Raw genomic sequence first — 24,977 nt, 5'->3', positions numbered from 1 at the left:
ACAGCAGTATGATCGACTAGCAGCATGACGGAACCAGCCCCCCTCTCCGATGATGCCCTCCATGTGACGCTGCTCCGTCCCCCCACAGGGGAGCATCACACCGCGCGTCAGTGGACCGGTGCTGCTGCTACGCTGTTTACGACTACCGGTGCACCCATCACCGATCCTGTCCCCTACCAAGTGGTGGGCGGGCCCGGAACTGGAAAGACCTCCCTCCTCATCGACCTCGCCTGCGCCTACTGTCGGCAGCCCGAGCACAGCTCCGATGCGGTGCTTCTCCTCACCCAGTCGAAACGAGCTGCCGCAACACTCTCTGAAGAAGTTGCTACCCAGCTGGTGGGAAGTGACGGTCTCGCTTCTCAGCAACCCCTCATTCGCACCGTCCATAGCTACGCCTACAGCCTGCTTGCCCGCATTGCTGCAGCGGAAGGTGCACCAGCTCCGAAACTCCTCACCGGCGCAGAAAAAGATGTGATCTACCGAGAAATGCTCGAGACCATCGCCGAAGATGAGACCAACCTCTGGCCGGAGTGGATCCGCCCCGCCCTCACTACCGTCGGTTTCGCCCGCGAACTCCGCGACCTCATCTCCCGCGCCGCCGAACGGGGATTAGACGGAGCTGCACTACGCGCCCTCGGCGAGGACGCCGGCGAACCCGCGTGGGTTGCCGCCGGGCAGTTCGCCACCGACTTTGAGCGTATCCAACTTCTCCGCGCCAGTGTGGGCGCAGCACGAGAAGAGGAAATTAGTCCGGCACTCGACGCCGCTGAACTGGTAGGCGCGGTACTAGAAGGGCTCGCCACCCACCCAGACATCCTGGCGAGAGAACGACAGCGCCTCGAACTACTCCTCGTTGACGACGCCCACCACCTCGACCCCCAAATGGCGGAACTCATTGACACCATCCGCGGCGGGGCACAGCTCACCGTACTGGCCGGAGACCCCGACCAGATGGTATTCCGCTTCCGCGGAGCCGACTCCAGCTACTTCCACAACCTCGCCCCCCTAGGCAGCAGCCACCGTATCGTCTTGAGCTCCAGCTACCGGCTTACCCCCCGCAACGCAGAGGTCGTGCGAGTGACGGGCAGCCGCCTCCCCGACAACAGCCAACAGTGGCGTGAGCTCACCGCCGCCCGGAGCGGCACCGCGGCACCCGCCCCGACGATCCACCTCACGGAAAGTATTGCTGCGGAAGCAGCCACTGTGGCAGACGTGGTGCGGCGAGCCCATCTCATCGACAATGTTCCCTGGAGCGACATCGCAATCATCTGCCGTAGTGTGGGGCCCCATCTGCCCTCTCTACGCCGGGCTTTGGCAGCTGCTGGCGTTCCCCTTCGCACCGATGCTGCCGACCTGCCTCTGACCGAACAGTACGCCGCAGATGGCATTCTGGCGGTGCTCGAAGCGGTCTCCGGTGCCTGCGATAGTGACGTTGCAGAAAAACTCCTCACCGGTGTAGTCGGCCGCGCAGATCCCGCAGACGTACGAAGCTTGCGTCGCGGGCTGCGTCGCACTGAACTCGCCCGAGGCGGTCGCCGAGATTCCGGTCTCCTCCTCACTCTCCTTCTCTCGCCTACCGCACGCGACACCTATTACGCCGAGCACTCCTCGGACATCCCGCTCAGCACGATCGAAGCTGGCCTCACCGATTTTGAGTCCAAACCTCTCCAACAGGTACACACAGTAGTTGATGCTGCCTGGCGGGCCGTCCAACACCACGGCACCGTAGAAGAAGTCCTCTGGGAAGCTTGGAATGCTACCGGACTCGCTGATAGCTGGCGAGTAGCCAGCCTGCGCGGAGGAGTTGCCGGAGCCCAAGCCGACCGTAACCTGGACGCCATGATGGCACTCTTCGATGCAGCCAGCGACTACGTCGACCGCATCCCCACCGGTACTGTCGCCAGCTTTGTGCGCTATATCCGCGAACAAGAACTCCCCTCCCTGCCCCGTATTCGCAGCCTCCACACCACCGATGCCGTCACCATCATCTCCGCCACTTCGGCGGCAGGACGAGAATGGGATACCGTCATCGTGCCCGGCATCCAAGAAGATGAATGGCCCACCCTCGCGGTACGCGGGTCCTTACTGAAGCTCAACGAGTTGCTTGACCGCATCGCCGGAGTCGCCCCCGACCCCATTGTCTCGCGACGCGCTCCCCAGCTCGCCGACGAACGTCGCCTCCTCTACGTCGCTCTCTCGCGCGCCCGCCGGAGTCTCGTCCTCACCGCCGTATCAGGTGGTGGTGCCGACACACTCACCCCCAGCCGCTTTCTCGAAGACGTGGCCGAGGTAATCGTTCCTCCCCACCTGCGCGCCGACGAGGACTCCAACCTCCCCACCATCACCTCCACCGTCCCCTGTGTGCTATCGATGCCTACCATGGTTGCTCGACTACGCTCCATTGTGTGCGCTACCGCCCCTTTCCCCACCATTCCACCGGAAGAGTGGGATAGCTACCAACAGCAGGCCTTCCACCAGCTGGTCAGACTCGCACAAGCAGGCGTTCCCGGAGCCCTCAACTGGTGGGGAGTGGACGGGATCACCTCAGACGACCCTCTGTGGACTCTCACCACTCCTCACGCCACCTCCGATACAAGCCCCCAATCTGTGACGCCTCTCGAACCGCGCCCCGTTACTCTCAGCCCTTCTGCCTTCGAAACTCTCCAAGAGTGCCCCCTCCGCTGGTTCCTGAGCCGTAATGGGGGTGACACTGCTCCCGGGCTGGCAGCTCAATTCGGCACCCTCATCCACGCCCTCACTCAAGCTTCTGCCAGTGGGGTAGCGGAGGCGGATCTTCGCACGGCCCTCGATGAATCCTGGCCAGCTCTTGGCATTGATGCAGCGTGGCTCGCCGACCAGGAAAAAACTCGCGCCGAAGAAGCCCTCGCCAATTACGCCACCTGGAACGCTACCGAAAGCGCCACGTTCACCCTCGACGGGCTGGAAGTGGGAGTGGACCATATCTTCACCGCCGCAGACCTGGCCGACTACGGTATTAGCGCCGCTGATCTCGCCGCAGTTGATGCCAGCACTATACCTGTTCGCGTCAAAGGCCGTATTGACCGGCTGGAGCGTACCGATGCCGGACACTACGTCATTGTCGACTTCAAAACCGGTAAGACACTCCCCTCCAAAGCCGCCACCGCAGACAATGCCCAGCTAGCGCTCTACCAACTCGCTGTCTCCGCCACCAAAGGCCCCGTCGCCAAAGCCAAACTGGTCTATCTACGACCCCGCGGCGGCACACTGGGGGAACGAGAACAACACAGCTTCGATGCCGAACAACAGAAACTTTGGCGTCTCGCCCTCCAAACCGCCGCCAGTGCCACCAGCGGGCCCACCTTCCAGGCCTGCCGTAATGACCACTGTGCACAGTGTGCAGTGCGCGAGTCCTGCCCCCTCCAGTCCCAATCCGTCCTCACTAGAAAGGCCTAGGATGCGCTACACACCCGCTGATATCGCCCGCCTCCTCGGCCAGAAATTCTCCCCCACCGACGAGCAAGCTGACGTCATCTCCGCTCCTCCTGGCCCCCTCCTCGTCATCGCCGGCGCAGGAGCAGGAAAAACCGAGACGATGGCGGCTCGAGTAGTGTGGCTTGTCGCCAACGGCTACGTGCGTCCCGACCAGATCCTCGGACTCACCTTTACTCGAAAAGCCGCGCAGCAGCTCGGACAACGTATCCGCCAGCGGCTCCAACGGCTCGCCGCCAGCCCCGACTTCACCGGCCCCGAAGCAGACCAGATCCGCCACGCCATCCACACCAGTGACCCGAACACCGCCACCTACGACTCCTACGCTGGCACGATTCTGCGCAGCTACGGGCTTCTCCTTCCCGTGGAAACCACCGCCACTATCGTCAACGCCGCTGAACTCTCCGAAGAAGCCGTCCGCCTGGTTTCCCAGTGGCCGCATCCCTTCGCCGTCGAACGAACCACCTCCAGCGTCGTCAACGACCTGCTTGGTCTCCGCGGAGAAATGGCCAACCATATGGTGGACTCCGCCACGGTTCGCGCCGAAAACCGTTGCCTTCGTGAAGGCCTCACCGATCTTCCCAAAGCGAAGCGAGCTCGCTCCGACCTCTCCAAAGACATGCGCGACTTCCTCAGCGTGTGCGACTACCGAGACCAGCTACTCGACCTCATCGATCTCTTCGATAACCGTATGCGCGAGATGGGCTACCTCGACTTCGGCCAACAAATGGCCTACGCCGCCGAACTCGCCCTCACCCATCCGCAGGTCGGCCACTCTGAACGCGCCCGCTACCGGGTAGTCCTCCTCGACGAATACCAAGACACCGGCTATGCGCAGCGCGTCTTCCTCCGCTCTCTATTCGGAAACGGCCAAGACCCCACTCTCAGCGTCACTGCAGTTGGCGACCCTATGCAATCCATCTACGGATGGCGCGGCGCCTCCGCCACCAACCTGGCCCATTTCCGCACCGATTTCCCAGCCGTCACCACCGACACCCCCACCGCACAGCCCGCCCCCGTCAGCTATCTCCTCACCAGCTGGCGCAACCCCGGCGACATCCTCAGCCTGGCAAGCACCTACACTCACCGGCTCAGCGCTGCCACCCGCAACGCCATCGTCGTCCCCGACCTACGGCCTGCACCCCACGCAGCAGAAGCCGACATCCACTGCCGCTATTTCGGCAGTGCCGAAGACGAATACACCTGGATCGCCCGCTACTTCCGTAGCCAATTCGATGCGGCCGCTGCACGCGGAGAACTACCACCCACTAGTGCCGTACTCGTCACCCGCAACCGAGACTCCCTCCCCATGGCGCAAGCACTCGAAGCAGCAGGCGTCCCTGCCGAAATCGTCAACATTGGCGGTCTCCTCTCCATCCCCGAGGTACAAGATGTGTGGGCCATGCTCCGCATCATTGCGGACCCCCTCGACGGTGGCGCCGCCCTCCGCATACTCACCGGTCCCCGCCTCAATCTCGGTGCCAGTGACCTCCGCGCCCTCTGGGGACGTGCCCGCGAACTCCGCGGAGATCTCGACCCCGCTGAAGACACCGACCCCACCACGCTCGATAATCTGCTTGCCATGTTGCAGGACGCACTCCCGCAGGATGCCGCCGCCCAAGTAGGGCTCGCCGATGCCATTGACGACCCCGGTCCGGCAGACCGCTACTCACTTGCCGGATACGCCCGGCTTCAGCAGCTCCGTGCCGACGTCCGGCACCTTCGCAAACGCCTCGGCCAACCACTTCCCGAACTGATTGCGGAAGTCGAGCGCATTATTGGAGTAGACGTTGAAGCCGAAGCTCGCCTCGATCCCGGAGCTGGGCACCTTACTGGACGCCACCACCTCGATGCCTTCGCCGATGCCGTCGCCTCCTTCTGCCGCGGCGCCAATCCCAGCCTTGGCGCCCTACTTGCATACCTCCAACAAGCTGCTGAATCCGAAGGCGGTCTCGCTCCCGGTACCGTCACCGTTCGCCGCAACTGCGTCCAAATCATCACCATCTTTGGGGCGAAAGGACTGGAATGGGAATGTGTCGCCATCCCGAACCTCTCCCAGCGTGAATTTCCACCCGCCCGCAGCCGCACCAACTGGGTGAAAACCGCCGCTGAGCTCCCCGCTAACCTCCGTGGGGACACTGCTGTACTGCTCCCCGGAGCTGAACTCCCTTCTGGTATGCCCACTTTTATCGCAGCAGACGCCAACGACCGCAGCGAATACTGGCAACAGCTCACCGAGCACCTCACCGAACTCAAAGCCATAGAGCTGGAGGAGAAACTTCGCCTCATGTACGTCGGTGTTACCCGTACTGAACGCTCCCTGTTGCTCACTGGACATGGCTGGTCGTACCACGACATCACCTTTCATGAACCCTCCGAGTATCTTCGCGACGCCTACCAGTGGGCCGAAACCATGGCCGTCGACCACGGTGCGGACGCCGACATTTTCCCCCTAGTCAGCTATGACGACCAGACAGAACCCACCCCGCCACACGTCGTCACCACCCACCACGGGGGGACTATCACCATCCACCCCTACTGGGCTGCCGCGCCAGCGAACTGCATCACCACTCCGAAAGGAGAGCTCGTTCCCGACCCAGCCTTCCACCCCCTCGCCGCCCGTAACGCCCGCGCTACCTGGCCCGTCGACCATCTCGCCGACAGCCCTCACATTCGCCAGGTACACGCCGCTCTCCAGCAGGCAGTCGAGAGCGCGCAGGCCAGCGAAGGGAGCGAGCACACCAGCCCACCTCCCGCATCCGATGCCGAGTGGGCACTCTCCCAAGACACCGACGTTCTCCTCGCCGAATACCTGCGTCAGCAAGCAGGAGACGATCCAACAGCCCGCACCGTCACCCTTCCTACCCGGCTGACGGCTAGCCAAATCGTGGCGCTACGGGAAGATCCAGAGGATTTCGCTCGCCGTCTCCGCCGTCCCATTCCCTTTAAACCCAATCGTTATGCCCGTCGCGGCACCGACTTCCACACGTGGGTGGAGCACCATCTTTCGGGTGACCTTGGCTCCCTGGTCGACCTCGAGGACATTATGGATGCGCGCGACGACATTGCCGAACCAGTGTCGTTGACGCGTCTCAAAGATACCTTCGCCGCCTCCAGCTGGGCGGAACGCACCACGTCCATGGTGGAAGTGCCGTTCGACGTCTCCCTCGGTAGCGTCGTCATTAATGGCCGCATCGATGCCGTATTCCGCGACGACGCCGACCACTACACGGTGGTGGACTGGAAGACAGGCACTATCCCTCGTACTGCCCGCGACCGCACCACCAAAGCACTACAGCTTGCCACCTACCGTATTGCCTTTCACCGCATTATCAATGTACAGCGAGCCGAACACGGTCAACCTGCTCTACCGTTAGAGAACATCCGTGCCGCGTTCTACTATGTTGCGCACGACTACACTCTTTGGCTAGATGAGCTCGCCGACTCGGTCGAGTTGGAGCGACTCATCGATGACCTCACCACATCCACTGGCGATTCAGTGGAAGGAATCGCTGGCAACGGCTAGAGTTCAGCCATAGGCGCCCCCGCGCCGCACCTGCCATACTGGAAAAGGGTGACGGGTCCCGAGTCTCTCGTGAACCTGCCGCCACACAGCTGCCGAGGAAGGAGGATCCCGTGGCAGTGAGCCGTCGGATCGGGAAGAGTCTGCGCAGTCTCATCTCTCCAGAATCCCGCCTCGATAACCGCCCAGACTACGCCCTCGTTGGTGTCGTACGGGTACCACTCCTCGAATCCAGCCCTTGGCGACAGATCGCCGTCCGTGTCCTCTGGGCCATTGGCGCCCTCATTCTGGCCGTTATTATTACCTACGCTGAACGGTCTGGCTACCAGGACAATAATGACCCAGCCAACGGTATGACTCTGGTGGATTGTATCTACTACGCCACTGTCACTCTCACCACCACTGGCTACGGTGATATCACCCCTGTCACCCAATCAGCTCGACTTGCGAACGTCATCCTCATTACCCCTCTCCGCGTCTTCTTCCTCATCGTCATGATTGGAACGACGCTGCAGGCTCTCACGGAACGTTCCCGCCAAGCCTTCCGAATCCAACGCTGGAGGTCCACCTTGCGTAACCACACCGTCGTCGTCGGCTATGGCACCAAAGGTCGGTCCGCGGTCGCTGCTATGCTAGCCGACGATGTTCCTCCCAGCGACATTGTCGTTGTCGATACCGACCAGTCTGCCCTCGACCTTGCCGCTTTAAAGGGGCTGGTCACTGTACATGGCTCCGGAACGAAGGCGGACGTCCTCAAACTTGCCGGGGCGCCCCGTGCGAAATCGATTATCGTCGCCACGAACAAAGACGATACAGCTGTCCTCGTCACACTATCGGCACGCGAATTGAACCCGCGGGCTACCATTGTCGCCTCTATCCGCGAATCTGAAAACGCCCACCTTATTGAGCAGTCCGGTGCTGATTCTGTGGTGGTTTCCGCGGAAACCACTGGTCGTCTGCTCGGCCTCGCCACCGTCACCCCCTCTGTCGTGAGTCTTGCTGAGGATCTTCTGTCCCCGGAGGAAGGCTTCTCTGTTTCCGAACGGCCGGTGGAAGAATCTGAACTGGGTGGTTCGCCACGGCACCTGAAAGATTTGGTGCTGGGTGTGGTGCGGCACGGCAAGCTCTATCGCGTTAACAATCCAGGGGTTGACACGCTGGAAATTGGGGACCGGTTGCTCTACGTGCGAATGACTCAACCCGCCATCATGACGGAGAACACGAACCCCATTGTCATCGGCTAGCCTGTTCAGGTGCGTGCTACACCGGGCACCCTACACGAAGACGTCTGAGATCCACTGCCGATAACGTGCGCTGCCTTCTATGACACGCGCTGTCTAATCTACAGTGATGCCCCACCTGCAGGTGGGGCATCATGTTTGGTCGGGTAGGACAAGCGCAGCGGGGACCGGCAGGGACGAGCACTGACCGGTAGGGTCATAGAGGGGCTGCGGGGTACCTTAGCTGCAGCATAGCCTATCGATGTTAGGCGTTATCCTTTAGCTCTTTGAGCTTGTCGCGGACCTTGGTGGCGCGCGGATTGGTCATAGTGGTGCCATCGGAGAAAAGAACGGTGGGGATAATCCGATTTCCGTCGTTCACGCTTTCCACGAACGCGGCTACGGCGTCTGTATCTTCATATTCGTCAACATCCACGTTGTGGAAAGGAATGTCGAGCTCACCCAGGAGCTTCTTGAGACGCTGGCAGTGGGGGCACCATGCCGCGGAGTAGATGGTGATGTCTTCAAGGTTTTTCGGGGCCTCAGGGGCTTCAACAGTACTCATAACTCCAGAAAACCACGTTTTATAGTCTGTTGCTAGCTTTTGCAGGCTAGAAATGTCACAGTCGGTCTCTACACTGAGACATGTTGGCGAGAAAGGAGAACGACCATGCAGCTGGATGACGAACAACATCTCGCCGTCCTTGCGCCGCGTGGTCCCGTATGCATTCTGGCCGGCGCTGGCACCGGAAAAACCCGCACCATCACTCACCGTATTAGCCGTCTCATCCACGACGGGCAGGTCAACCCTCGGCATATTCTCGCCGTCACATTCACCAAACGGGCAGCCGGAGAGATGCGGGAGCGCCTCACCCACATGGGGGTTGGACAGTTTGGGGGACAGCAGGTCCAGGCCTCCACCTTCCACTCTGCCGCACTGCGCCAGCTTCGCTATTTTTGGCCGCAGATGATGGGGGACGTGCCATGGTCGATCATCGACCGTGACCGCTTCGGCGTGGTAGCGCGAGCCGCCGACCACTGTGGGGCGGACTCTAGTAAAGAAGCGATCCGGGACTTTCTCACCGAAATCGATTGGGCTAAATCCGAGCTGCTTGACGCAGAAACGTACCAGGCAGGCGTAGCCCGACTCCACCGGGAGCCCCCTGCAGATGCCGCCACAGTGGCGCAGGTGATGGCCCGCTACGAGGAGTTAAAGCGGCGTAGCGACGGCATGCTCCTCGATTTCAATGATCTGCTGCTCTATATGAGCGCCGCTCTCGACGAATTCCCTGGCATCGCAGAAGAATTTCGCGCCAGCTACCGTAGCTTCGTCGTGGACGAATACCAAGACGTCACCCCCTTGCAACAACGTCTTCTCGACGGGTGGCTAGGGGAGCGGGATGACCTCACTGTCGTGGGTGACCCCAACCAAACCATCTACTCCTTCAACGGTGCCTCCCCGGAGTTCCTAGTGAGCTTCCGCCGACGCTTCCCGCACGCCACGTTCGTCACCTTGGTGCGTGACTACCGTTCCACCCCAGAGATCGTCAGCTGCGCCAATAAGGTGATCGCGGACGCCAAAGGTGACGTATCCCAACCCAGTATGCAGCTCCGCGGGCAACAACAGCGAGGAAGTGCACCGCAGATCCTCCGCTTCGATGATGACTTCCAAGAAGCAGAAGAGGTGGCAACTGCCATCGCCGCTGATATCGTAGCCGGCCAGCTGCCGGAGAACATCGCCATCCTTTACCGCACCAACGCCCAGTCCGCACTCTTTGAGCAGGCACTCGAGGAACGCCATATCCCCTACCAAGTACGTGGTGGAGAAGGGTTCTTCCAGCGTACAGAGATCCAGCAGGCCTACCGCCAGCTGATGCGATTGGGTACCCGCACTGATCTACCGGCAGAGATGGTCGGTCCCCACCTAGTCACACTGGTGCGGGCAAGTCTTCAAAGTTTAGGGCTCACGTCGGAGGAACCCACTGGCCAGCAGGCGCGGGAGCGCTGGCAGGCCCTCACTGCTCTAGTCACTCTTGTGGAGGATATTACGGACGCCGCCCCTTCCCTGACGCTTGACGGTTTGCTGCGGGAGTTGCAGGATCGGGCAGACAACCGTCAACCGCCCACCGTACGGGGTGTCACCCTCGCCTCCATTCATGCGGCGAAAGGGTTGGAATGGGACACTGTCTATGTTGTTGGGCTGGTGGAAGGAACACTACCCATCCGCTACGTGTTTGACGACAATGCCCCCGCCGATGCTCTTGAAGAGGAACGACGGCTACTCTACGTGGCCATCACCCGTGCCCGCTATCAGCTGACTCTCACGTGGGGTGCAGCCCGGCGAGCCGGCGGCAAGGCCCGTCAACGCTGCCGATTCCTCGACAGTATCGATCCACCGAAGCGGACAGACCCCCGCCGTATCACGGGAAACCCCCAACGCCCGTCAGCATCGCGCAGTGGAACAGTAGGCCATGCAGGTGCAGTAACCTCCTCGAAGCAATGGAAACGGGAGGCTCTAGAGGCGATGTCCTACCGGCAACAGGAGCTTTTTGAAGCGCTAGTGGCCTGGCGTAAAGCCACCGCTGCGGAGATCGGCAAACCCGCTTTCGTGGTGTTTACGGACCGCACCCTCATCGAGGTGGCCCTTCACAGCCCGCGTGAACTGGGGGAACTGTCCGGCATCCACGGAATCGGGCAGGCCAAACTGCAGACCTATGGGGAAGATCTCCTCCGCCTGGTAGCCGATAGCCTCTAACCCAATACCGGCAGACTCTCTAGCTCGCTGAAACCAGCGTCACCAGCTGGGCGTCCGGTGCCACCACCATCCGCTGATAGTAGGGAAGCACTTTTTCCGCAGCCCCCAACTGCGTTCGCTGCACAATCAACGGGACTGCAAATGCCGCAGTAGCCAAGACCGTCGCATGCGATGCGCGGCCCTCCTGACGCATCAACTGCGCGGCCACCTGCGCAGGCAGTCCAGTCGCCAACGGGACCTGTGCCAGCTGCCCCGCCAGCTGTTGTAGAGCGGAGCGCGCTAAACCACCCGGTGCCACCAGTGGCCCCACCACCCCACGGTTGTCCACCAATGTGCACACCAAAAACGGCTGTTTTCGCTCCATTAACTCCCGTACCACCACCGGGTCGGGAACGATCGAGCCCGCCAACACCGCCAGTGTGCATTGCCGCGTACATGCCTCCCGTTCCTCCACCATCTGCACATCCTCGAATGCCAGCAGACGTCGCAGCTGGGTCGCCAACTGGCCCTTACCGTACACACAAATGCGAGGAATCGCGGGGCGGTGCTTCGTCTCACCTAAATGCGCTACCCCCAGTCGCTCCAGTTCCCTCAATAGCTGGGTAACATGAGTGGGACTCATCACCTTGTTCCGTCCCGTTCCAAATAGCCGTACCAGCTCATCCATGTTCCGGGAACCGTCACAGCGTGTCAGCAGCCACTGCACATCCTCCGGTTGGTACTCTTCCGGGACGGTCACCAGTACCGCTTCCTGGGGAACAAGCCCCACCTGAAGTGTGCGTTGCGCACACTGGATAACGGTGAGGTAGGGGTGCAGCTGAGGGCCAAAGGGGATGCTCATAGCGACATGATTGCAGGGCAACTGCACTGATAGGGAAGCTACCCGGTACATTCGAGATATGCACGACACCAGCCCTTTCCCTAACATCCCAGGTAAAAGCCACCTTTGTGAGGGAAATGAGGTGTCTCCAGAAAAGTCTCCAGAAAAGATGACCCACCCTGATGAGCTGGCCTTTCCCCAACAGGTGGAGATCCGCCGCTCCAGCCGTCGCCGCAAAACCATTGCAGGCCGCACTGAAGGCGACCGGGTGATCGTCATGGTGCCGGAACGCCTGAGCGCACAAGCGGAAGAACGCGCGGTGGCAAGTATGGTGGAGAAACTGCGTAAACAGCAGCGTCGTAAGCATGCCCAGCAAACAATGAATGGTGCAGAACTCGCCGCTTATGTGCACCAGCTAGACGAACGCTACTGCGCTGGTAAGGCACAACCAGCAGCCGTCGAGTGGAGTCGCGACGTCACGTCCCGCTGGGGAAGCTGTAGCTATCGCACACGCACTATCCGGCTGCATCCGGCGTTAGCGACCATGCCACGCTACGTGTTGGACTATGTGATCGTCCACGAACTGTGCCACTTGACGGTACCGGGTGGGCACACCGAGGCCTTCTGGCAGGCGGTGGCGTTTTACCCGAAGACGGAGCGGGCACGCGGCTACCTCGAGGCGGCCTCCCGCTACGAACTGCAGTAGTGTCTGTGCGCCGCTTGTGGGCTACTGCCGGGGAGTAGTGTCACCGTTGTCGCTGTCGCCGTCGTCTCCACCGAGAAGTTCCTCTTCCAGCTTGGCAAGATCCGCCTCGAAGGAGTCGGTGCTGTCATCCAGCAGCCGGTCGATACAGGCGGCCGGGTTATCGAGGTCGCTGGCGCGCGGCAGCAAATCCGGGTGTGCCCAACAGCCGTCACGCTTCTCCATCCCGCAGGCGTCAGTGATACGAGTCCATAGGGTGACGGCGTCACGCACCCGGCGTGGCCGCAATTCCAGCCCTGCATGGGCTTTGAGTGCGTCCTCTGCTTGGCTGGCGGTGGCGCGCCGCCGCCGCCACATCTCTGCCAAGGCGGGAGTGGAGGGGATGCGGTCCCCAATGGCGTTCTGCACTACGACGTCGACCCACCCTTCGATGAGGGCAAGCATTGTCTCGAGGCGCTGCAGTGCTTTCTCGTGGGTGTAGTGAATTTCCGGGGTGAGCTCGATGGTCTGCATCTGGCTCATGGCTTCCTGCAGTTTCTCCGGATCCGAGAGTGCTTCAGGGTCGAGGCCCATCTCATGCGTGGCGGATTCGATGTTGGAGTAGTCCACCACGATGCCATTGGCGTGGTCTTGGATGGCCCCCAAAAGGCGCGGGGCAAGCCACGGTACGTGCGTCCACAGCCGCTGGTAGGCGGCTTCTCGGGCAGCGAGGAAGACTAGGACGTCGCGCTGCGGAAGTTCGAGGTCCTCCGATAGCTGCGCGATAGTGTTCGGCAGTAGTGCGGCGGTACCAGCAGAGTCCAGGGGGATACCCATCTCGGAGGAGCAGGTGATCTGTTGGGAGAGGGTGGCGAGTGCGCCACCAAGTTGGGTTCCGAACATGTAGCTGGTGATGGCGTTCATGATGTTCATGATGCCCCCCATGCTTTCGGCGAACTGCCCAATCTGCTCTGAAATGTCGCCGGGGAGCCCCTCTAAGCCGGCGGTGTTCATTCGTGCCACCACGGGGGAGAGGAGGCGCCCCCAGGTGGGAAGAGAATTCTCCACCCAGGTACGGGGAATCCAGGTTTCGACGTGAGACACCCCGGATGGCAGGGTGGTCACTTCGTTCAACCACAGGTCTGCGAGCTGCACCGAGTCCTCCACAGCACGGCGTTGACCATCACGCACGGTGGGGTCCGCACCTAGTGCGCGGATAGCGGCATTGCGAGCGGCTGTAGTATTGATGGCGCCGTCCTGACCTCTGCCGAAGGAGCTACTGATGCCGGAGATGAAGTCTCCCATCTGCTGCATCATGAACATGAAACCACCTTCGCGGCCCTGGTTGCCGGCGGCATCGGCGGAGTGCGTGTCCCCGTCAGCAGCGGACGAACCGGGGTTGGGGCCGAAGCCGAAGCTGAACCCTCCGAGGTTGTTAAGGTTGAAGCTGCCAGACGCTCCTCCATTGCCGGGCGTACCAGAGTTGGCGCCGGCGGAGCCGTCCCCGGGCTTGCCTCCTAGCAGTCGGCGGAGAAATTCCATGGGGTCGTTATTGTCGCCATTACCGCGTGGGTCGTTGGCATTGGAACCACCAGTGGGAGTGTCGTTCTTGTCGCTCATATCTTCAGGGTACCGGGCTCGAGGAGTGAGGGCACGAAATTGCTATCGTGGGTGTCACGGGGGGATGGGGGTTTTCTCGCGGAGGCAGTTCTGCCACGGTAGGTGGGGGAGGACGGTACCGCACGGTAGGCTGACAATCGTGAAACCGAAGACCAAGTCAGCCGTTATTATCACCGTCCTTCTGCTGGCGTTTCTCGCGCTCGGTACGCTCGTGAAGATGCCGGTGGCGGCAATGGGGCCGGGCCCTACCTTCAACACCTTGGGGTATATTCGTGTCCCGAGTAATCCAAGGGAGGGTGGTGGGTCCACTAGCAGCACATCTGCGGCCGGCGGGAAGGGCAAGCTGGTGCCGGTTATTGACATTACGGGTGCCCCGCTTGATCAGGTCGATGGCCACCTCAACATGACGACGGTGAACGTGCTGTCGGGTATGAATTTCTTCGAGATGGTGCGGATTGGTCTCCATAAGGAATGGAATCTGGTGCCGCTCTCGGCTATTTACCCTCCGGGGGTGAGCCAGGAGCAGGTGCAGCAGGAACAAGCGGCGGAGATGACGCAGTCAGAGAACGCCGCCGCCACAGCTGCGTTGCACTATCTGCACCTGCCGGTCTCCACCTATGTGGGGAGAGTGGTGAAAAAGGGTCCCGCAGTAGGAAAGCTGCAGGCGGGAGACCAGATTGTGGCAGTGAATGGCAAAGTCACCACGCTGGCGACGGATGTGCATGCGGCGCTGCGAGGAACCACAGCGGGGCAGACGGTGCAGGTGTCGGTGCTGCGGCATGGTCAACCCCTCACTTTTCCCATCACACTGATGAGTGGTGCTCCCGATGTTGTGGATCGGGGTCTGTTGGGAGTGGGTATTTACAGTGCCCCTTCCGGCAAGGTGCAAGTGCACATCAACTTGGCGGATGTGGGTGGTCCCTCCGCGGGTCTTATCTTCACCTTGGCGATTATCGACAAGCTGAGCCCCGGTTCTCTTACTGGTGGGAAGTTCATCGCCGGTACTGGCACCATGGACTATGACGGGACGGTGGGGCCTATTGGTGGAATTACCCACAAGCTGGCGGGAGCTCGTGCTGCTGGGGCCCGCTATTTCCTGGTACCTGCACAGAATTGTCGGGAAGCCCTGACGGATGTACCGAAGGGGCTGACGCTTATTCGGGTGACGAACCTGCAGAGTGCGCTTGATGCGTTGGCGTTGGTGCGCGCCGGTAAACCTGCCCCGAGCTGCCAGGCCAGCCAGTAGCACTCCTGCCAGAACCCTGTTTTTCCCGTATCCTTAAGGCATTGTTGTTGTCTTGAGGAGACGTAATGGCCTTTAACTTCCCCGGCTTTGGTGGTTTCCAGCAGCCGCAGCGGCGCCCTCCACAACCGCGCCAGCGGCAGCCTCTGAACCCTAAGCAGAAGAAGCAGCTGAGGACCGTCGGCATTGTGGTGGCAGTGCTTATCGGTATCTTTGTGATCGTTCCCCCGCTGGTCAGTGTGTACACCGGCTGGCTGTGGTTCGACTCCCTGGCTAAGGGCGGTGTTTTCGGAACGATCCTGGGAACCCGTCTGGGGCTTTTCCTCATCTTCGGAGCACTCTCGGCAGTCATCCTTTACCTGTGTATGGAGCTTGCCCACCGGACTAAACCGACGACACCGGCTCGTCCTAACCCCGTGCTGGATTCTTACCGACGCATGGGTTCGGGTAAGCACAAGCCCGTTTTCTCCGTTATCGCGGCAGTGTTGGGCATCTTCTTTGGTTTTTCTGCACAGATGAAGTGGCAGCAGGTCAGCGTCTTTTTCAATGCTCAGTCGTTCGGTGTTAATGACCCCCAGTTTGGGCGCGATTTGGGCTTCTACGCCTTCCAACTACCTTTCCTCAACATACTGGTGACATGGCTGGTGTCGTTGGTGGCTATTGGCGTTATCCTCAACATTTTCCTGCACTACTTCCAGGGTTCGCTGGAACTGCGTCCGCGGCAGGGCAAGCAGCGTGGCAGCGTGGTGTTGGCACAGAAAGCACGTCAACAGATCGCCATCCTCGGCGGCATCCTCATCCTGCTGGTGGGTGTACGCTACTGGCTTGACCGCTACGAGTTACTGTCTGGTGATATTAACTTCAAAGACCAGACCATCACCGGTGCGGGCTTTACGTCTGCGAATGTTCTCATGTCGGCAAAGCTGTTGCTCACCGTCATTGCCGTGTTCTGTGCGGTGGCGTTCTTCACCAGCTTCGTTATTAGGGATCTGCGTATCCCCGCACTGGCAACAGCCATCATGCTTATCGGTGGCGTTGCTGTGGGCAGCATTTTGCCGTGGGCGGTGGAGCAGCTGTCGGTGAAACCCAACAAGGCCAACAAAGAAGCGGAATTCATCGAACGCAATATTCAGGCCACCCGTTTCGCCTACAACCTGGGGGATAACAACCTTACGGTGATGCCGAACTTCGGTAAGGAAAGTGCTCCGGTTCCACAGCCGGGTGGCAAAGGTGTTGCCTCAACGCTTGCCAATATCCGGCTACTCGACCCGAACGTGCTGTCGCCTGCGTTTACTCAGTCCAAGCAGCTGCGGTCTTTCTACGGATTCCCGCAGACTCTCTCTATTGACCGCTACCAGGTCGATGGACAGCTACGCGACTATGTGGTGGCAGTTCGCGAAATCAATCCCAGTGCTCTCACTGGTAACCAGACGGACTGGATCAACCGTCACACCGTCTACACCCATGGCAATGGCATTGTGATGGCCCCCGCGAATACTGTTGACGCTATTGTCACCGATGCGGGAGACCGCGGCGGCAACCCCAAGTACGAGGTCTACGACTTGCAGTCCCTAGCAGCGAAGCAAGCGCGTGAGAAGGCCACCGCCAATGGCGCACAGCGCAGCCCCGTCCCCAGCGACACTGCGCAACTTGAACTGCGTGAACCTCGCGTCTACTACGGTCCGCTCATCGCTAAGCAGAACCCGGACTACGCCATCGTGAAGACAGCCGGAGAGTCGCAGGAATACGACGTGGATGGATCCAACTACACCTACCAGGGTGCAGGTGGCGTCCATGTGGGCAGCGTGGGTAACCGGTTGGCCTATGCCATCGAATATCGGGAGCTGAACTTCATCCTTTCCACACTCATCGGTGGAGACAGCAAGATTCTGTTGAACCGTGACCCGCGGGCACGCGTGGAAGCGGTGGCTCCTTGGCTCACCGCCGACACCTCCGCTTATCCCGCTGTCATTGATGGCCATATCAAGTGGATCGTGGACGCCTACACCACCCTGGATTCTTTGCCCTACTCACAGAAGGTCAATCTGGGCGAGGTGACCACCGACTCGCAGACGTCGCGTCGTGATTGGTCCCCGACAATGAAGCAGGTGTCCTACATTCGTAACTCGGTTAAAGCAGTGGTGGATTCCTACGATGGCTCCGTGCAGCTCTACACCTTCGATGAGAAGGATCCGGTGCTGAAGGCGTGGAAGCGTGTTTTCCCGGGTTTGGTGAAGCCAAAGTCTGACATGTCGGAACAGCTGCGTCAGCACATCCGCTACCCGGAGGATATGTTCAAAGCCCAGCGAGAAATCCTCTCTCGTTACCATGTGACCAATCCGCTTGGCTTCTACACTGGCGGGTCCTACTGGCAGGTCCCGAACGAGCCCACTATCTCCGAGAATGAGGCATCCGAGAACGCGGCCGCCCGCGGTCTTTTCGATCAGCCTCCCTACTATGTGGTTTCCGCCGACCCACGCACTGGGCGTCCCAGCTTCCAGCTGACCACCCCCATGTTGTGGAATCAGCGTGAGTTCCTTTCTTCGCAGATCTCCGTGTCGTCCGATCCGGATAACTACGGCCACATCACCATCCGTCAGTGGCCCACCAACACCACGACGCAGGGTCCCAAGAATGCCCTTGACCGCATGACCTCCGCCGGTGGCTATCAGACGGAGAAGCTGCAGTTGGAAGGTGCTAATACCATCATCTACGGCAATCTGCTGACCTTGCCCATCGGCGACGGGGGGGTGCTGTACGTGGAGCCTCTCTACGCTCAGCGGAAGGGACAGGAGTCTGCCTACCCGAAACTCATTCGTGTGATGGTGATGTTCAATAATCGCATGGGATACGGGCGCTCCCTGTCTGAGGCGCTTGAGCAAGTGGGTCTGGATGGCTCCCTGGTGGAGCAGCCAGAAGGTCTAGAAGGTGACGGTACCGCCCCGCCGATAGCGAAGAATCCTGCTCCCGGTAGGATGACACGCGATGAAGCTGCTGCGAAGCTCAGTGAGGCACTCGCTGCTCTCAAGCAGGCGCAGGCCTCGGGAGATATGGGGCGCTTCGGTGAAGCGCTGCAGAATCTGGACCGTGCCGTGCAGGACTATCAGAGCGCAGATAAGTAGCAGCGGCACCTATTTCGCAGGAATCTGGTTATTTCGTGTTAACGATGTTGACTATCACGTCATGATGTAACCTGCAGAATTACCGATTTGCTTCCTGGCCCCACGGTGAACTAACGTTAAACGTGCAACATCGCGGGGTGGAGCAGCTCGGTAGCTCGCTGGGCTCATAACCCAGAGGTCGTAGGTTCGAATCCTGCCCCCGCTACTAAGAAGAAAAGCTCGGTTCCTTTCGGAACCGAGCTTTTCGTTTGTGTACAGAATATTTTAGGGAAGCCGGTGGTAGAAGTATGCGGCGCAGCGATTCTCCCCAGCATGTTGTCCACAAAATAGTGCCTACGATACGCTGAAAAAAGACTTTTCCCCGTGCAAGGACGACCTTAACCTTATGATTCTCGCAGCTAGTCCCGTCAATGATGCTATAGAAACGGTGATGTCGCCCATCGCGGATGCCGTCTCCTCCGTCGTCTTCTTCGACATCCCCATCGGGGAGAACTCTCTCCCGATCATCCTCGTCTGGCTACTCGCTGGATCCCTCTTCTTCACGCTCTACCTGGGTGTCCAACAGCTCCGCCCCCACTCCCAAAAGCTTTCCTACCATCTCATCCGAGGCCGCTTTGCGCGGGAGACGGACCCCGGTGAAGTCACTTCGTTCCAGGCCCTCGCCACCGAGCTTTCCGGCACTGTCGGGCTCGGCAATATTGCCGGCGTCGCGATCGCTATCACAGTGGGTGGGCCCGGCGCCGCGCTGTGGATTGCCGTGGCAGGCTTGCTCGGCATGTCCGTAAAGATGGCAGAAGCAACGCTCGGCTCGAAGTTCCGCATTGTGCGAGAGGATGGCACAACCGACGGTGGCCCTATGTACTACCTACGGGATGGTCTCAAACAGCAGGGCCACGCCACCCTGGGCAAAGTCCTGTCGGTGGCGTTTGCCGTCACGACCATCTTCGGTATGACTGGCGCCGGCAATATGTTCCAGGCGAACCAGGCCACCTCGCAGATCGTCTCGGTCTCAGGTGGAGTTTTGGAACCCTACCGCTGGGCCATCGGCATCGCGATCGCGGGTCTGGTAGCACTCGTCATTTTGGGAGGAATCACCAAAATCGGTAACTACACCTCCCGCATTGTCCCCATTATGGCGGCTGTCTACGTACTGACCTGCCTGGTCGTTATCGGTGTCAATATTGAGCAGTTGCCTGCCGCTGTCACCGCTATCGTGGATGGGGCATTCACCGGAAAGGGCGCTGCTGGCGGCGTATTCGGAGCCATGATTATCGGTTTCCGGCGGGCTGCCTTCTCCAACGCGGCGGGTGTCGGAACAGCTGGCATTGCACACTCCGCGGTGAAAACCCGGCGTCCGGCTTCACAAGGGTTCGTCGCCATGTGGGAGCCTTTTGTAGACTCGGTGCTAGTGTGTTCCATCACCGCCCTAACGGTTGTTATCACGGGGGTGTGGCAGAATCCTGAGCCGGGGGTAGAGGGCGTTGCCCTCACTTCGGGGGCATGGGAAACTGTTGCCCCGTGGCTCTCCTATGTACTGGCTATCGCGGTTGCTCTCTTTGCCTTCTCGACCATGCTCTCTTACTCCTTCTATGGGTGTAAGGCAGTGGGGTTCCTTTTCGGGGGTTCGCGTAAAGCGGAGAAAATCTACAATGTTGTTTTCATCCTGCTCATTGTGGTGGGGGCGACGACGTCCCTCGACCCTATCGTCAACTTTTCCGACGCGATGCTTTTCCTCATGGCTGTTCCCAATCTGCTCGGGCTCTACTTCTTGGCGCCTGTGGTGAAGCAAGAGATCTTTGGTTTCGTAGGGCGTGTGAAGGACGGCGATATTGGTCCAGTCGCCGAAGAACACCAGCTCGGCATGCTGTACAGCAAGGAAGGGGACGAGGACCCGGCCGTGACTGTGGGTAATATCCCCGAGGGTGGTGGCTCGATGGGGGAGGTGCCCACCGGTTCGGAACCCGGCGAGTTCTGTGTTGATTTTTACAGTGACGAGATGCCGTCCGCCGATGATGACGATGTATCCGCAGACTCGGGTGACGGCGTTGTTGGGGAGTCTGGAGAGCGGACCTCGGCTGATTCGTTCCAGTCATCCGAAGGGCGTGTGCAACAATAGCGGGGGAAGACATCTCGAATCTTACAACCGAAGAAGGACACGTCAGTATGAACGCTGTTGGTTTCGACCGCCAGAAGTACATTGACCTGCAGTCACGCCACATTAAGGAACGACGGGCCCAATTCGGTGGACGCCTCTACCTGGAAATGGGTGGAAAACTCTTCGACGATATGCACGCCTCGCGTGTCCTCCCCGGGTTTACACCCGACAACAAGATTCTCATGTTGGAGTCCATGAAGAGCGAGATGGAGATTCTTGTGGTGCTGAATGCGGAAGACCTCATCCGCAACAAAGTACGCGCGGATCTTGGCATTTCCTACGAGGAGGATGTGCTCCGTCTGATCGATGTGTTTCGGTCGCGCGGTTTCCTCGTCGACAACGTTGTCATCACACGCTGGAATGACGACAACCCCCAGGCTCAAGAGTTCCATCGCAAGCTCGACCGTATGGGAATCACCGTTGCCCGCCACTACCCCATCGCCGGCTACCCCAATAAGATCAGTCGAATTCTCTCTGACGAAGGCTACGGAAAGAACGAGTATGTCGAGACCACCCGCGACGTTGTGGTGGTGACCGCACCCGGACCCGGCTCCGGCAAAATGGCCGTCTGCCTTTCGCAGATCTATGCAGAGAACCAGCAAGGGATGAAGTCTGGCTACGCCAAATTCGAAACCTTCCCCATCTGGAACCTTCCCCTCGACCACCCGGTGAACGTGGCCTACGAAGCTGCCACTGCAGACCTGGAAGACGCCAATATTATCGATCCCTTCCACCTGGCCACTTATGGGGAACAGGTGGTGTCCTACAACCGTGACGCTGATGTTTTCCCCGTCCTCAAACAGCTATTGGAGGGAGTGATGGGGGCCTCCCCCTATCAGTCGCCCACCGATATGGGGGTCAACATGGCTGGTTACTGCATCAGTGATGACGAGGTCTGCAGAGAAGCTGCCCGGCAGGAGATCATTCGCCGCTTCTACCAGGCGCAAGTGTACGAAAAGCAGCAGGAGCTTGAACCCACCCAATCGGAGCGCATCGCCCTGCTCATGAGCAAGATGAAGCTGAGCACGGAGGACCGTGCTGTCGTCACCCCTGCGCTGGAGGTTGCAGCCACAACCGGGGCGCCGGCAGCCGCTATTCAGCTGGCCGACGGTACCATCATCACCGGCAAGACGAGCCCTCTGTTGGGATGCTCCTCAGCACTGCTGCTTAATGCCCTAAAATACTTGGCGGGAATCCCCCACGAGGTAGAACTACTGGCGCGTGAATCGATTGAGCCTATCCAGACCCTAAAGACGCAACATTTGGGATCGCGGAACCCTCGACTCCACACTGATGAGGTTCTTATTGCGCTGTCTGTGTCCGCCAACACGGACGAGTATGCGCGCCGGGCGTTGGCACAGATTCATGCGCTCCGAGGGTGCGATGTACACACCACCACTATCCTGGGGTCAGTGGACACCGGCATCTTCCGAAATCTCGGAGTTCTGGTGACCTCTGAACCGGTCTACCAGCGTAAATCTCTCTATCGGAAGCGTTAATACAGGATGACCCTCCCCATTATTCGGCGGGCCACTGTGGATGACGCCGCCGTTATCTATGAGCTCATTTGTGCTCTAGCGGAGTTCGAGAAAGCTCCTGCAGAGGTGAAAACCTCGCCCGCCCAAATTGTGGAAACAATGTTCGGAGACGACCCGCAGGCGTGGGCAGAGCTTATCGTGGATGAGGACGGTGTGCAGGGGATGGCACTCTGGTTCACCACATACTCCACCTGGGAGGGCGTGTACGGCATTCACCTGGAGGACTTGTACATTCGGCCGTCTGCCCGCGGAAAGGGCTATGCGTCGCTCCTGTTCCAGCGTTTGGCCTTGATCATGGAGGAGAATAACTGGGGCCGATTGGAATGGACGGTGTTGACCTGGAATCAGGCAGCTATTGACGTTTACCAGCATATGGGCGGTCGAGAGGTGCAGGGCTGGTATGACTACCGCATGATTGGTGCGCCAGTGAAAGCACTGGCAGAACAAGGACGACGCAATGGCGTGACATCCGCTCTATAAAGTAGTGGATTGTGCTCGTCGTTCGTTTATTCCATGGCAACGGGCGTGGAGTCTTTCTCGATCGTGAACGCTCTTTTGTTGCTGGGCGTGGTGGCATGCGTGGTGGGGGTGAAGGTGGTCGTGGCTAATCATCACCGCTAACACTGCTCGTCTTGTGAGGCTGCTGATTAAGCTAGGAGAGGTACAGAGCCAAGGAGGATAGTGCGCATGGCGCTCTCAGTGCAGCAGATCCAGCAACAGGTGCGGGATGCCGCCACCGAATTATGTGACAAAAGTGAACTTTCTGCCGGGTCGCTTTTCGTGGTGGGGTGTTCTTCGTCAGAGATCACCGGCCATGACATTGGCGCAGAGCCCAGCCCGGTTGTGGGGCAGGCAGTGGTCGACGCTTTGGTGGACGTACTGCTACCGCGCGGGATCCATCTAGCTGCCCAGTGCTGCGAGCACTTGAACCGGGCACTCGTTGTGGAGCGGGAGGCGATGGTGGGCCGTTGGTGGGCTGAAGAAGTGAACGCCCGCCCCGTTCCCACCGCGGGGGGCTCTTTCGCGACTGCCGCCTACCAGACTTTTGACCATCCTATGGTGGTGGAATCTATGCGGGCAGATGCAGGCCTGGATATTGGCGCTACGCTCATTGGAATGCATCTGCGTGCTGTCGCGGTGCCGGTGCGGTTGACCCATAATCAGGTGGGGGAAGCTTCGCTGACGGCTGCGCGGACCCGCCCGAAGTACATTGGTGGTGTGCGTACACAGTATAACGATGCCCTGGCGCACACTCCGGGCTGTCCGCCGAAGCACTAGTCGGAGGTGCAGCTACGGCGCCAAAGTAGCGGGGTGGACCAGATAGTGCTGGTCCACCCCGCTACCTGTGTGTTGGTGACGTGCTCTTAGCTCTGCCAAACGACCCCGAAGGGAGTTCCAGCGTCCAGTAACTGGGCAATACCGTGGGTGACGAAGTCCTTCGCCGCCCTCACAGCGGCATGGAGGTCCTTGCCCTTGGCTAGTTCTGCGGTAAGGGCGGCGGCCAGGCTGTCGCCGGCGCCGGAGACTCGCAGGTCACCCACTTTGGGGGCGGAATAGACGGTGGCTTCGTGCCCATCCCAGAGGACGTCTACGGCATTGTCCCCGGGCAGGTTAGCGCCGCCCTTTACGAGTACTGCCTTGGCGCCGGAATCGGCGATGCGTTTGGCGGCTTCCGTGAGTTCCTCCACGGTACTGATGTTCTCCATACCGGAGAGGGTTTCAGTTTCAAAGAGGTTGGGTGTGAGGACGGTGGCGAGGGGAAGAATCTTCTCCCGAAGTGCATTGTCGATGTCGAGGGCGGCCCCTGCCTCCTGACCCTTGCAGATGAGTACGGGATCTACCACCACATGCGGGAAGTTGTTCTGGGAGAGGATTTCTGCGGTGGCGTCGATAGCTGGGACGGTACCCAGCATGCCGATCTTCACCGCGTCGATGTCCCAGCAGGCGAGAGTAGCTTCGGTTTGGTTTTTGATGACCTGCGGATCGACTGGGACGAAGCGGTGGTTCCAACCGTTAGCGGGGTCAAACGCCACGATGCAGGTGAGGGTGCACGCTCCGTAGACGCCCAACTGGTGGAAGGTGCGCAGGTCGGCTTGGCAGCCGGCACCGCCGGTGGACTCAGATCCAGCAATGTCGAGAACAAATGCAGTCATGAGGATTCCTTAGTGTCCCTAAGAGTGGGGAAGAAGAGGGTTTAGTGGGCGTGTCCGTGTCCGTGTCCGTGTCCGTGTCCGCCGCAGCCGCAGCCCTGCCCGTGATGCTCACTGCGGTCGCCATGTTCGTGTCCGTGTCCGCCGCAGCCGCAGCTTCCATCTGATCCGTGTCCGCCGCAGCCGCAGCTTCCACCTGATCCGTGGCCTGCCAGTGGAAGGGTTTCCTCGGGAATCTCAACGAGGGTGGCCAATTGGTCTGTAGACAGTTCTGCCCATTCGGCGAGTTCTTCGCGGGTGGGGTAGCGGCCATCTAGCACGACTGCTCGGTCAACGACGACGGCAGGCAGACGGTGAACACCCTTCTTTGCGACGAAGGAGCTGATCGGGGTAGACATAAACGCCATCGGCTCTTCGTCAAAGTTGTGTCGGGTGATGTCGGCGCCGGCGGCGCGCACTGCGGATGCTTCGAACGTGAAGGTGGTGACTTCCGGGTTGTGGTCGGCGCCGCAGCCGCAGTGGGAATGGGGGACATTGTCGTAGACGATGATGGAGGGCATAGATGATCCTTTTTTACTGTAAGGGGACGGAGCCGGGCAGGGTAACGTCCGTTAGGCTAACTTGTCTTCAGTATACGAGTGCGTTCCAACAAGTAGCCGGCGGCAGGGGGATTTCCAC

The 24,977-nt window shown here is 60.0% G+C and carries 16 protein-coding genes and 1 tRNA gene; 12 read left to right on the top strand and 5 right to left on the bottom strand.

Translation table 11 applies throughout. From position 1 onward, the window contains the following. The first annotated feature begins 24 nt into the window (after positions 1–24). From Q0X28_RS00365 to Q0X28_RS00355, 3 genes are all read left to right on the top strand, one after another. On the top strand, positions 25–3,435 hold the full coding sequence (locus Q0X28_RS00365) for an ATP-dependent DNA helicase (RefSeq protein WP_298575371.1): 3,411 nt from the start codon (positions 25–27) through the stop codon (positions 3,433–3,435). A gap of 1 nt (position 3,436) precedes the next feature. Continuing rightward, positions 3,437–6,997, top strand: coding sequence for an ATP-dependent DNA helicase (locus Q0X28_RS00360; protein ID WP_298575369.1), 3,561 nt, complete (start codon positions 3,437–3,439; stop codon positions 6,995–6,997). Between the two features lie 128 nt (positions 6,998–7,125). Continuing rightward, entirely contained in the window at positions 7,126–8,238 is a 1,113-nt protein-coding gene (locus Q0X28_RS00355; protein ID WP_296238134.1) for a TrkA family potassium uptake protein, read from the top strand. Between the two features lie 241 nt (positions 8,239–8,479). Here the strand turns inward: Q0X28_RS00355 and Q0X28_RS00350 are convergent, their stop codons facing one another. Then, the gene (locus tag Q0X28_RS00350; RefSeq protein ID WP_296237936.1) at positions 8,480–8,779 is read right to left on the bottom strand and encodes a glutaredoxin domain-containing protein; all 300 of its coding nucleotides are present in this window, start codon (positions 8,777–8,779) and stop codon (positions 8,480–8,482) included. A 105-nt stretch (positions 8,780–8,884) separates the two neighbouring features. Between Q0X28_RS00350 and Q0X28_RS00345 the strand changes: the two genes are divergently transcribed. Then, entirely contained in the window at positions 8,885–10,969 is a 2,085-nt protein-coding gene (locus Q0X28_RS00345; RefSeq protein WP_296237934.1) for an ATP-dependent helicase, read from the top strand. Between the two features lie 19 nt (positions 10,970–10,988). Here the strand turns inward: Q0X28_RS00345 and Q0X28_RS00340 are convergent, their stop codons facing one another. Continuing rightward, positions 10,989–11,810, bottom strand: coding sequence for a hypothetical protein (locus Q0X28_RS00340; RefSeq protein WP_296237932.1), 822 nt, complete (start codon positions 11,808–11,810; stop codon positions 10,989–10,991). Positions 11,811–11,958: 148 nt separating this feature from the next. On the opposite strand from Q0X28_RS00340, the gene Q0X28_RS00335 reads away from it, so the two are divergent. Then, positions 11,959–12,495, top strand: coding sequence for a M48 family metallopeptidase (locus tag Q0X28_RS00335; protein WP_298575367.1), 537 nt, complete (start codon positions 11,959–11,961; stop codon positions 12,493–12,495). 21 nt (positions 12,496–12,516) lie between these two features. Here Q0X28_RS00335 and Q0X28_RS00330 read toward each other — a convergent pair whose 3' ends face one another. After that, positions 12,517–14,091 (bottom strand): zinc-dependent metalloprotease, encoded by a 1,575-nt coding sequence (locus Q0X28_RS00330; protein ID WP_298575364.1) that lies wholly within the window; start codon positions 14,089–14,091, stop codon positions 12,517–12,519. A 139-nt stretch (positions 14,092–14,230) separates the two neighbouring features. On the opposite strand from Q0X28_RS00330, the gene Q0X28_RS00325 reads away from it, so the two are divergent. From Q0X28_RS00325 to Q0X28_RS00295, 7 genes are all read left to right on the top strand, one after another. Next, on the top strand, positions 14,231–15,337 hold the full coding sequence (locus Q0X28_RS00325) for a PDZ domain-containing protein (RefSeq protein WP_298575362.1): 1,107 nt from the start codon (positions 14,231–14,233) through the stop codon (positions 15,335–15,337). Positions 15,338–15,402: 65 nt separating this feature from the next. Further along, positions 15,403–18,456: a UPF0182 family protein gene (locus Q0X28_RS00320; RefSeq protein WP_296237924.1), complete on the top strand. Its 3,054-nt coding sequence runs from the start codon at positions 15,403–15,405 to the stop codon at positions 18,454–18,456. Positions 18,457–18,587: 131 nt separating this feature from the next. After that, a tRNA-Met gene (locus Q0X28_RS00315) sits at positions 18,588–18,661 on the top strand. Between the two features lie 180 nt (positions 18,662–18,841). After that, positions 18,842–20,572 carry a sodium:alanine symporter family protein gene (locus tag Q0X28_RS00310; RefSeq protein WP_298575359.1) on the top strand — a complete coding sequence of 577 codons (1,731 nt, stop codon included), beginning with the start codon at positions 18,842–18,844 and terminating at the stop codon, positions 20,570–20,572. Between the two features lie 47 nt (positions 20,573–20,619). Beyond that, positions 20,620–22,110 carry a DUF1846 domain-containing protein gene (locus tag Q0X28_RS00305; RefSeq protein WP_296237920.1) on the top strand — a complete coding sequence of 497 codons (1,491 nt, stop codon included), beginning with the start codon at positions 20,620–20,622 and terminating at the stop codon, positions 22,108–22,110. Between the two features lie 6 nt (positions 22,111–22,116). Further along, the gene (locus Q0X28_RS00300; protein WP_298575356.1) at positions 22,117–22,629 is read left to right on the top strand and encodes a GNAT family N-acetyltransferase; all 513 of its coding nucleotides are present in this window, start codon (positions 22,117–22,119) and stop codon (positions 22,627–22,629) included. 207 nt (positions 22,630–22,836) lie between these two features. Next, positions 22,837–23,427, top strand: coding sequence for a TIGR01440 family protein (locus Q0X28_RS00295; protein WP_298575353.1), 591 nt, complete (start codon positions 22,837–22,839; stop codon positions 23,425–23,427). Between the two features lie 86 nt (positions 23,428–23,513). Here the strand turns inward: Q0X28_RS00295 and thiD are convergent, their stop codons facing one another. Together thiD and Q0X28_RS00285 are read right to left on the bottom strand one after the other, a co-directional pair. Then, positions 23,514–24,302: a bifunctional hydroxymethylpyrimidine kinase/phosphomethylpyrimidine kinase gene (gene thiD / locus Q0X28_RS00290; RefSeq protein ID WP_296237913.1), complete on the bottom strand. Its 789-nt coding sequence runs from the start codon at positions 24,300–24,302 to the stop codon at positions 23,514–23,516. A gap of 41 nt (positions 24,303–24,343) precedes the next feature. Then, positions 24,344–24,859 carry an arsenic metallochaperone ArsD family protein gene (locus tag Q0X28_RS00285; protein ID WP_298575349.1) on the bottom strand — a complete coding sequence of 172 codons (516 nt, stop codon included), beginning with the start codon at positions 24,857–24,859 and terminating at the stop codon, positions 24,344–24,346. Positions 24,860–24,977: the final 118 nt, after the last annotated feature.

The sequence above is a fragment of the uncultured Lawsonella sp. genome, assembly GCF_947252745.1.
Classification (GTDB): domain Bacteria; phylum Actinomycetota; class Actinomycetes; order Mycobacteriales; family Mycobacteriaceae; genus Lawsonella.
This window is presented reverse-complemented; position numbering and strand designations above follow the sequence as displayed.

Bases quoted from the DNA above. Each gene is read 5' to 3' on its own strand.
- thiD (WP_296237913.1), bottom strand. From the start codon at position 24,302: ATGACTGCATTTGTTCTCGACATTGCTGGATCTGAGTCCACCGGCGGT.
- Q0X28_RS00330 (WP_298575364.1), bottom strand. From the start codon at position 14,091: ATGAGCGACAAGAACGACACTCCCACTGGTGGTTCCAATGCCAACGAC.
- Q0X28_RS00335 (WP_298575367.1), top strand. From the start codon at position 11,959: ATGACCCACCCTGATGAGCTGGCCTTTCCCCAACAGGTGGAGATCCGC.
- Q0X28_RS00305 (WP_296237920.1), top strand. From the start codon at position 20,620: ATGAACGCTGTTGGTTTCGACCGCCAGAAGTACATTGACCTGCAGTCA.
- Q0X28_RS00350 (WP_296237936.1), bottom strand. From the start codon at position 8,779: ATGAGTACTGTTGAAGCCCCTGAGGCCCCGAAAAACCTTGAAGACATC.
- Q0X28_RS00360 (WP_298575369.1), top strand. From the start codon at position 3,437: ATGCGCTACACACCCGCTGATATCGCCCGCCTCCTCGGCCAGAAATTC.
- Q0X28_RS00320 (WP_296237924.1), top strand. From the start codon at position 15,403: ATGGCCTTTAACTTCCCCGGCTTTGGTGGTTTCCAGCAGCCGCAGCGG.
- Q0X28_RS00310 (WP_298575359.1), top strand. From the start codon at position 18,842: ATGATTCTCGCAGCTAGTCCCGTCAATGATGCTATAGAAACGGTGATG.
- Q0X28_RS00300 (WP_298575356.1), top strand. From the start codon at position 22,117: ATGACCCTCCCCATTATTCGGCGGGCCACTGTGGATGACGCCGCCGTT.
- Q0X28_RS00340 (WP_296237932.1), bottom strand. From the start codon at position 11,810: ATGAGCATCCCCTTTGGCCCTCAGCTGCACCCCTACCTCACCGTTATC.
- Q0X28_RS00345 (WP_296237934.1), top strand. From the start codon at position 8,885: ATGCAGCTGGATGACGAACAACATCTCGCCGTCCTTGCGCCGCGTGGT.
- Q0X28_RS00285 (WP_298575349.1), bottom strand. From the start codon at position 24,859: ATGCCCTCCATCATCGTCTACGACAATGTCCCCCATTCCCACTGCGGC.
- Q0X28_RS00365 (WP_298575371.1), top strand. From the start codon at position 25: ATGACGGAACCAGCCCCCCTCTCCGATGATGCCCTCCATGTGACGCTG.
- Q0X28_RS00295 (WP_298575353.1), top strand. From the start codon at position 22,837: ATGGCGCTCTCAGTGCAGCAGATCCAGCAACAGGTGCGGGATGCCGCC.